The organism is Microvirga sp. GN3 (genome assembly GCF_055792825.1).
Genome location: NZ_JBVVAK010000240.1, coordinates 1 through 8,933 on the forward strand (window position 1 = coordinate 1; position 8,933 = coordinate 8,933).

Annotated in this window: 8 protein-coding genes; 4 read left to right on the plus strand and 4 right to left on the minus strand. The window is 62.8% G+C overall.

Going from position 1 to position 8,933, the window contains the following annotated elements:
• Positions 1 to 331: 331 nt before the first annotated feature.
• Positions 332 to 604, plus strand: coding sequence for a hypothetical protein (locus ACS5Q1_RS44750; RefSeq protein ID WP_473104262.1), 273 nt, complete (start codon positions 332 to 334; stop codon positions 602 to 604).
• 296 nt (positions 605 to 900) lie between these two features.
• Here ACS5Q1_RS44750 and ACS5Q1_RS44755 read toward each other — a convergent pair whose 3' ends face one another.
• Positions 901 to 3,321: a penicillin acylase family protein gene (locus ACS5Q1_RS44755; RefSeq protein ID WP_473104263.1), complete on the minus strand. Its 2,421-nt coding sequence runs from the start codon at positions 3,319 to 3,321 to the stop codon at positions 901 to 903.
• 272 nt (positions 3,322 to 3,593) lie between these two features.
• On the opposite strand from ACS5Q1_RS44755, the gene ACS5Q1_RS44760 reads away from it, so the two are divergent.
• Positions 3,594 to 3,938: a hypothetical protein gene (locus ACS5Q1_RS44760; RefSeq protein WP_473104264.1), complete on the plus strand. Its 345-nt coding sequence runs from the start codon at positions 3,594 to 3,596 to the stop codon at positions 3,936 to 3,938.
• A 91-nt stretch (positions 3,939 to 4,029) separates the two neighbouring features.
• The gene (locus tag ACS5Q1_RS44765) at positions 4,030 to 4,419 is read left to right on the plus strand and encodes a cupin domain-containing protein (RefSeq protein ID WP_473104265.1); all 390 of its coding nucleotides are present in this window, start codon (positions 4,030 to 4,032) and stop codon (positions 4,417 to 4,419) included.
• Positions 4,420 to 4,814: 395 nt separating this feature from the next.
• Here the strand turns inward: ACS5Q1_RS44765 and ACS5Q1_RS44770 are convergent, their stop codons facing one another.
• The 3 genes from ACS5Q1_RS44770 to nthA are packed head-to-tail and all read right to left on the minus strand — an operon-like array spanning position 4,815 to position 6,467.
• Positions 4,815 to 5,198, minus strand: a complete 384-nt coding sequence (locus tag ACS5Q1_RS44770; RefSeq protein ID WP_473104266.1) for a nitrile hydratase accessory protein — start codon at positions 5,196 to 5,198, stop codon at positions 4,815 to 4,817.
• Positions 5,185 to 5,844, minus strand: coding sequence for a nitrile hydratase subunit beta (nthB, locus tag ACS5Q1_RS44775; protein WP_473104267.1), 660 nt, complete (start codon positions 5,842 to 5,844; stop codon positions 5,185 to 5,187). Before nthB ends, ACS5Q1_RS44770 begins: the two co-directional genes overlap by 14 nt.
• A complete protein-coding gene (gene nthA, locus ACS5Q1_RS44780) occupies positions 5,841 to 6,467 on the minus strand; it encodes a nitrile hydratase subunit alpha (RefSeq protein ID WP_473104268.1) in 627 nt (208 codons plus the stop codon). The genes nthB and nthA overlap by 4 nt, the downstream gene beginning before the upstream one ends.
• Positions 6,468 to 6,820: 353 nt before the next feature.
• Between nthA and ACS5Q1_RS44785 the strand changes: the two genes are divergently transcribed.
• Positions 6,821 to 8,797 carry a DEAD/DEAH box helicase gene (locus ACS5Q1_RS44785; protein WP_473104269.1) on the plus strand — a complete coding sequence of 659 codons (1,977 nt, stop codon included), beginning with the start codon at positions 6,821 to 6,823 and terminating at the stop codon, positions 8,795 to 8,797.
• Positions 8,798 to 8,933 lie beyond the last annotated feature (136 nt).

Genomic DNA, 8,933 nt, shown 5'->3' on the forward strand with positions numbered 1-8,933 from the left:
CCGATGTCGATGCCAAGGGTGGCAACTTGCTGAAGCGGAGCTTTGGGCATGGCTCAAATCCTCGTGCTGGGCGCCCCTGATGAAGGGTGCGCCGGTAAGCACGGCCGGTCCATCCCATTAGCGGTTATCCCCCGACCCGAGCTGCTGCTCCCGATCTTGCTTGGGAAAGGGTCCTTCGGCAGTCGGCTGGCTTTTCCCACACGACGACCCTGGCGACGACCCTGAACCGCCCGGCCCGCGCCTGACCGCGGTGGTTTACAGCGCAGCATGAACAGGGCATCGTAGCCTCGGCTCTTGATCCGGCCGTCGGCGTCGTCGCAGGGAGGATGCTATGCCAACGATTATTGGCCATCACAACATCACAAAGGGCACGGAGCACTGGCTCACCTCACCGAAGCGCAAAGAGTTTTTCGGTGCGCTCGGAGTGACCAACATCCGAACGTTCGTAGATCCACAAAATCCGGCTCGGGTGGCTGTGATGATGGACGTGCCGGACTTGGATGCCTTGAAAACGGCGATGCAAAGCAAGGCGGCCAGTGACGCGATGGCCTTCGATGGCGTGGTGCCGGAGTCCCTGGTGATCCTCGTCGAATCGAAGGGGTAATCGCCTCGGAAGAGGAGGTTCCAACGACAGCGTTGGCGGGCGCGTTGTTTTGAGGGTCGCGGTGCCCGATTATGGCGCAGAGCCGGCCGATCATCGCGGGAACCAAGTGTCAGATTTCGACCACTAGCATTCCACGCTATTCCAGCATATCCCTATTCAGCGAATAGTCCGGAATGGGTCAAAGACCGCCTTTAAGCGCTGCCGTGTAAAGGTCCGCTTACCCCTGCACTACGGAAGTAAGGCTAACGTCAGCCCAGTGCCAATTCCGGACCTCGCGCTTATGATCAAAGGCGCGCTCATTGTGGTTCGAATACAATTCGCCACTGCGGTTCGCCTGGCAGGAATGGGGTTGCTCGGCCCCTCAACCAATCCTCATGGCCGGCATTGTAGTAGGGTGACAGAGGATGACCGGTCTGACCTGTCGGCATGTGAAAGACTCCTGTTCCTTCACGCCCCGGTGCGACCACGAACCGCTCCGATGCTCCGGTTCTCGGGCTCGCCACCCGAGGCTGGTAGAGATCCCCCGACTGCGCGACACTGGGCGGGTTCAGGAGGAGGGCCAGCCCAGGGATGGCTCGCGCAAGCGGGTGCCTGATCTCGGTCTGGTTGGCGGTGCCCCAGGTGAAGGTTTCGAGTCGGCCATGCGCCTGTGTGCCAACGGCTGACAGGATTTTCTCAATTGCAGCGTCCACAACGGTATCCCAATTCCGGTATCCGGGCGGCACAAGATGAGCTGGGCGCTCCGTCAACAGTCGCCACACCGGCTCGTCGGCCTGCTTTGGGACGAAAGGCTGAGTGACACGTGTGCTTGCCGGCGCGGGCTCGCCTGTTCGCGTCGGCACGGAATAGGCGGCATACACGGCATTGATCAGTTCCGTCCGGAAGGTGCGGACAAGTCGATAGCCAACAGAGTCCGGGACTGCCCGACCGCCCCAATTCTCCACTGTTGGGATGAGGGCCGCGTAGCGAGAGTTTCCATTATTGGCCCGCAGCCGTTGAAGCATCAGGGCCTGCCACCGTTCCAGCAACACCCCACGATCATCCAATTGGATGGCCAGCATGTCCTGTTCGTCGAAGAGATCCTTGGCGAGTAGCTTGTCCCTGATCTGGCGCGCACGCGATCCATGGGCATAGGCGCCAAAGCCGATCTTCGCCAAGGCCTCGCCACCGACTACTCGGCTGTTTGCCGTCCAGATGCGCCGGTTCTCGGGGTTATAGATCACCGGCACATCCTCCGGCGCCAGATATCCGTTCCAGCCCTTGGTCCCATCTGCCCACGACATTGGAAGTCGTCCATCGAACCCGAAGCGTTTCGGTATCGCCGAGGTCACGGTCCAGCCGATGTTGCCTTGGGCATCACCGACGACAAGGTTCTGATGCGGAATGCCCAGCCGGTGCGCGATATCCAGCGCTGCGCCTGCTGTCACGGCTCGCTCGAGGTCCAACATGCCGCGCAGGTTCACCGCCACCGGATCGTGTGCAATCCAGCGATAAGCCAGCTTGCGGCCTTGGCGGTCGGCGGCAATGACAGGCCCCCAGAGGCTCTCCTCGATAGACAGGATCTCGCATGCTGCGCCCTTCGGACACAGGTGCTCCTCCACGTGGTCAAGGCGCCGCGGGCCCGCGGGCGTGCGATAGAGATCGGGGTTTGCCGCGACCGGTTCGAGGATGATGACATCGCCCGTATCGATATAGCTGTTGGTGAAGCCCCAGGCGATCTTGCCATTGCTGCCGGCGACGATGCTCGGAGCCCCGGGCAGCGTGACACCTGTGATGTCGAGAGTGGTGCTGCCACTCTCATCGCTTAGCACGAGGCGTGCTCTGTACCAGGTGTTTGGAACCCTCAGGTTAAGATGCATGTCGTTGGCCACGATAGCCGCCCCGCGGGCACTGAGACTGCCTCCTACGGTCCAGTTGTTGCTACCACGACTAACCGCCTCCTCCCCGCCTTCCTCGAGCAACAACGGGAGACCGGCCTTGGTCTTGGCATTGCCGTCGGGCATCGCCGGCATCGGCAGGGACGACCCATCGAGTGGCGCATCCCACGTTGTGCCCTCAGGAAAAAGGAAGGCAGCCAGCGGGCTTCCAAGGTTCGCCTCGGCATCAGCCCGCTGACGCTCGGTCGCCCCATCGTCTTCCTGCAGGTCTAAATAGATCGCGTAGACGGCCAGTATGGTGTCCTCGGCTGTCCAAGGCGCAGGGGTGGAACGCAAGATCATGTATTCGAAGGGAGCGGCGTCCAAATCCCGCAAGCCGCGGTTGACCCCGCCGACATAGGCATCGATCACCGCGCGCTCCTCCGGCGTCATGGCGGCCAGAACTGCAGCAGCCCGCGTTCGGAAGCGGTGCACTCGATGCTGACGATCTTGGTCCAGGGTGGCGGTTCCGACCAGCTCGGAGAGTTCGCCGGCCGCGAGGCGGCGCTGACCATCCATCTGGAAGAAGCGCTCTTGCGCGTGCAAAAAGCCGAGCACCCAGGCAAGATCGACCCGGGAGCGGCCGCTCAGGGTTGGCACCCCTTGAGCATCCCGTGTCACCGTGACGGGAGCCGAGAGCTCACGCACCGCAACACTGCCTTCCAATACGGGAAGGCTGGCGCGCAAATGCCAATACACAGATGTGCTCGCCGTCAGGACAACAATCGCGATAAGGACCACAAACACCAGGGTCCCGCGGATCCAAAACCGCGTTTGAGAAAGGTTTCCGAGCAGCCGCATCAGAGCTCCTGCCACAACCTGGGACACTTGCGTGAGACACGCGCCTGAACCGTTTTGGTTCTAACGCTTTGTCTGAAAGCCTCCAGATGAGACGCTGGTCAAAGGGGCCTTAACCATAGGAGCAGCAAAGGGCCGGTCCTAACGAACGTAAATGTGCTCAGGAAGCGTTTTATGGACAGCTACGCGGAGGAACCGCCATGGACGTCCCTCAGGCAAGCTTCACAGCTGCTGATTGGATCGCGTTCGGATTGCTTGCTCTGATGCCTGTCCTGATGGTCCTGGGCATTCTGGTGATCCGCCGAGAGATCCATGCGGAGGCACTTCTTCGGGCGCAGTCCATAAAGCTGAAAACAAGCAAGAATCAGCGGCAGCATTGGCGGAAAACAGCCCTCTCCCAGGATATGATCGACTTGCTCGATGACGTCGATACTCTGCTCAACAAGACAGCAGCCGATCAGCTGACAGCACGGCAGCAGCATCGCGAAGCGGTTCGCTTGTCCTGGGCCAGCCGCCATATCCCTTTGCGTATGCTTCTACTGGGCAGCATGGCCTTGGCGGGCGTGCTCTCTGCCATCCTTATGGTGGTCGCCGAAGGCCCCCGCAATCCTATTCCCTGACCGGCCTCTTCCCTGACCGGCATCGAAGCGTACAACGCATCGCCTGATCGGGTATGGTAACCGTCCACCACCGGCTGCAGGAGCACGCTCCATGTCCTTTGCCACCAAACAGCTCGGCACGTTCCCTGACGCTACTGCCCCTGACGGTTCCGAGGTGCGGGTCCTGTGCAGCATCAGCCGGGGCAGCCTGGCGCATTTTACGCTGCCGCCGCATGCGGTCTCAAGGGCAGTGGCACATCATACAGTGGAGGAGGTTTGGTACTTTGTGTCGGGCCGCGGGCAAATGTGGCGCCGCTCCCATCAGCACGAAGAGATCGTGGCCGTGGGGCCGGGCCTTGCCATCACGATCCCGGCCGGGACCCGCTTTCAGTTTCGCTCGATGTCGCCCGAGCCCCTGACCGCGGTTGGGACAACCATGCCGCCGTGGCCAGGCGAAGGCGAGGCGTTTGCTGTCGATGGGGTTTGGGCTCCTACCGTTTGATGGCTCCGAGATACCCTAGCTTTCACATCTGCGCCGGGCGGCAAACGGCAGGGTTGGATCCGTTTGCGGGACCGTCCGAATAGAGCGCGCCAGATCCCGACAATGCACTGGCCAACACCGCGAATGTCGCGTTCGGGTCAAAGCGAGACCCAAACTGTGGTGGCCTGAATGTCGGCTTTGCTCGCGAAAGCGGAAATCTCGGTATGAGGTACTGCTGGCGGGAGCATGGTTGCTGAAGGCTATCAGCTGCGACTGAGATAGCTTTGGCTTTAGGATGTAGAGTTGGACGCAGGGTACCACTCGACGCTCTTTGGGGAGTGGGTGCATTCCTCACACGTTGAGGTCAGCTCACAATGCATAGCAGCATGGCCTTACACGCGATCTTGGCTTGCAAACTACCGGATTGGATCATTCTCGAGCAGGATCGGTTGACCATGCGGCGTGGCGTGTGCCGCACGGTCCCATGCTCCGCGGCGCTCTGCCAGCGCCTGCTCGGTTGTAATCCCCTTGTCGCTGGTCAACTGCTCGATCGCACTCAGCCAGTGCTGATAGTAGGTCGAGCCATCGTCGCAGTCACCAGACACATGAGCCTGTTTGATCGCAGCCGAGAGCGCAGCAGCCCACTCCGTCCAGCTAAACAGGCCCCGTTCGTACAGAGCCAGCGTCATCGCGAAGGCCTGAGCCTCCCATGGCTCGCGAAAGACAGGCGCGCCGTCATTCCCGCGAGGGATCGGCGCAACCTCCGCGGCCAGACGGACCATATCCTCATGCCGGCTCAAGGTAGCTCTCCCAGGCATCGATCGAGACCCTAATGGTTGGATCCGCCTGCTCCCCCCAGAGCTCCCGGCCCGAAAAGCAGACGGTGTAGAGCCATTGCGGCTGCTCGCCTTGTCCATGAGCGTTCGTGTCCGGGAACACGTGGGCGCCATGGACCAGTTCTACGACCCCCGTCTTGCCACGGGCATAGCGCGGCAGACGCGTGTGGCCCATGGGGTGTATGTTGCGGGTGCGGACCCGGTCACCAACGGCAAAGCGCGCCGGCTGCCCGAGCGGGCGCTCGGCCGGACCACCGCGGGCCAGCACTGCCGGCACGTCTTCCGCCTTGAGCACGCGCTTGATCGGCGCGGGCTCTGCCAGGGACTCGCCGCGCGTCAGCTCCTCCTTGGAGACAAGTCCTGCCGAAACGACAAGCTTTTCGACACCCTTGGTCCAGATCTCGTAGTAGCTCGAGGTGAGATACTCGGCAGGCGGCAAGGACTCGCGGGCGTGCCGGCTCATGTCGATGTTCCAGCTGCCGGTGGCCCCCATCGCCAAGGTCAGGCCGAAGGCCCGTCGCTCCCACGCAGCATGGAACCAGGGCTCGTCGTGCTCGATGGCGATCGGGCCGAAGCCCATCATGCCGCCGAGGTCCTGAGCGCCATTCATCGAATAGCCTCCGGCTGCAGGGCGAGACCGGTGCCAATCATGGAGTCGCGGGTGACAAGTTCGGCAAGCGCCTCCTCGCTCATGCCCTCTGTCCCCTCGGGACGCATCGGGATCACGAGGTACCTGACCTCTGCAGTCGAGTCCCAAAGACGAATGCGGGTGGTCTCCGGCAGGTGCACGCCGAACTCAGCGAGAACGCCGCGCGGTTCGAGCACAGCCCGGGAGCGGTAGGGGGCGGACTTATACCAGACTGGGGGCAACCCGAGCACCGGCCATGGGTAGCAGGAGCACAGGGTGCACACGACCATATTGTGCTGATCTGGGGTGTTCTCGACCGCCACCATGTGCTCACCTTGGCGCCCAATGAACCCCAAGGAGGCAATGGCTGCTGTCGCGTCCGTCCGGAGCCACTCCCGGTATGTCGGGTCAACCCAGGCTTTAGCGACCACCTTAGCGCCGTTGCGGGGTCCGATCTTCACCTCGTAGGTCTCGACCAGCGCATCGATGGCCGCCGGATCGACATAGCCTTTCTCGACCAGGATTGACTCGAGCGCGCGCACCCGCAGCTCAATCTCAGAGAGATGGCTGTGGTCGTCATGATCGTGGTGATGGTCGTGCCCCATACGTACCGCCCTCGCCTGCTCGGATGAGTCGGGGCCATGCTAACCGGGCGATGGTGGTGAAGCCATAGGCATGCCGATCAGCCTCAGACGATCCGACGTCGAGCAGTTGCGGAGATCGCCCGGCTACCTATTGGCTACCTGGGAGAAAATGCTTCAAAGGGCAGATGCCGGTAACCCTTTGATCTTGTTGGTGAGCGCGCTGGGACTTGAACCCAGGACCCTCTGATTAAAAGTCAGAGCGTCTTCCGGCTGCTGAAAGATCCCAAGAGCGCGCCGCACCAAGCGGAGGGATTCACACGTCGCCGGAAACGCCCCATGCTGGACGCTGGTGATTTGCCTTCGGATCCGTCCATATGCCCACGTCTCCTCAAAGGCCCCTGCGGGCTCATCAGCAGGCTCTTGCGGGCCTTGTCGCTGCAATCACACGCGGTGAAGCGACAGGGGTCACCGACATCCTGGCGGCAGTGACGCCTGGCGGCGGCAAGTCCCTCCTCCCGGTGATTGCTGCGGCTCGCCTGATCGAGGCCGGCCACGTCGAGCGGATTTGCTGGGTTGTGCCCCGCGACAGTCTCCGCCTCCAAGCAGAAGAGGCCTTTGCCGACCCGGTCTGGCGAGCCGTGCTTGGCCACGCGCTCCCAGTTCGTGCCGCAGACAACGAACCAGACCCAAGCCGGGGCTTGGCTGGGTACATCACCACGTACCAGGCGGTCGCGGCGGCACCAGACCTGCATCTGGCCGAACTCCGCCGCTATCGCACCCTGCTCGTGGTTGATGAGGTGCATCACCTGCCCACTCTTAGCGACTACGAGCCAGCCGCATCCGCAAGCTCCGGTCAAGCTCCTCCCCTGACCGAAGATGCCTCAGCTTGGAGCCGGGCGCTGCTGCCGCTTCTGGAGTCCGCAGCCCTGCGCTTGCTTCTCTCGGGGACCCTGGAACGTGCGGATGGCCGGCGCATCCTGTGGCTGCCTTATCGCACTGGACCCGACGCGGGCACGCAGGAGGTTGATCTGGAGGCTCCCGGCTGGGCGATCACCGGCTACTCACGAACTCAGGCGGTGGCCGAGCGCGCGGTGCTCCCCATCACCTTTGGTGCCCTCGATGGTGAAGCCAGTTGGTTGCAAGCAGGACGAACCGCGATCGACGGCGTTCGGCTGGGCCCCCATCGCCTATCCGGCCCCTTCCCGACCGAGACAACCCGCCCTGCCCTGTTCACCGCTCTGCGGACTGGCTTTGCCCGGGAGTTGCTCCAGGAGGCCTTCAGGGCCACACGCAATCTCAGATCACGCCGGCGGGCCGAGCGCGGGCTGGCTGCCGATGAGGCCGTCCGGGGTCTCGGCAAGCTGCTTGTGGTAGCGCCTGATCAGCGTAGTGCCCGGCGCTACTGTGAGATGCTGCGAAGCTGGATGCCATCCCAGCAGGCCGAGAGGGAGGTGCGATTGGCGATCTCGAATGAGCGGGGCGCTCCTGAGGCGCTGGCCGCCTTCCGGCTGACAGCGGAGCCAGCGATCCTGGTCACAGTGGCCATGGCCTACGAGGGGCTCGACGCGCCGGAGGTCGCGGTGGTGGCTGCCCTCACCCACATCCGCAGCCGCCCCTGGCTTGAACAGATGATCGCCCGAGCCACGCGAGTGGATCCTCATGCTGGTTCCTACGAGAGCCAGCGCGCCCTCGTCTTCCACCCGGACGATCCGCTGTTTGTCCGCTTCCGCCGCAGCATCGAGGCTGAGCAGGGGATGCTGGCCCGTCAACGCCGGCGCAATGCCGAGGCGGAGACACCATCTTGGCTCGCCGAGCATCTCGCGGCACACCGGGATGAAGGAGAGGGACGTGGAATTACGCCCTTGGAGAGCAATGCGCTGGGTCTGCGCTACGCAACGCTGAAGCCCGGCCCGATCTTCGAACAGGCCCGCCGAGAACGAAAGGCTGATCAAGCACACCTGATCGAGCCGCCATCCGCGACGGAACGGCGGCTGCGGGCTCGCATCGGTGAGGCCGTTGCCGCTCAGGCAGTGGAGGACGAAGCCGGCCTGCAGGTGCCGCATGTTGGTGAGGGGCTCTACCATCGCTACAATGCGGTGCTGAAGCGGGTGTCCGGCAACAAGGGACGAGGCCAGATGACCCTGGCTGAACTCGAGGCAGCTTTGACCTGGTTGGAGCGCAACCGCCTCAGTGATCACCTCCACCACTTGGAAGGCGATCCCCGTTACGCTTGGACAGCGGCTCGACGGCGCCGCTTGGTCTGGGACCAACTGTCCTCCCACTCCAGCTCTGAGGCTCAACGCTCGGCTACGACGGCGAATATCGCCCCGAAGGGGAGTTCGCCCCAATAGGGCATTAGATTGGTCGGCCCTGAATAACCCACAACTTATTGGGACAGAAGGATTCTTCGTCTTCGCGAAGCATTGTAAAATGCCGGCTCCTGGGTGCTGACCCGCTCAAAGCCGGTGTTTTGCTATGGGACCCAAG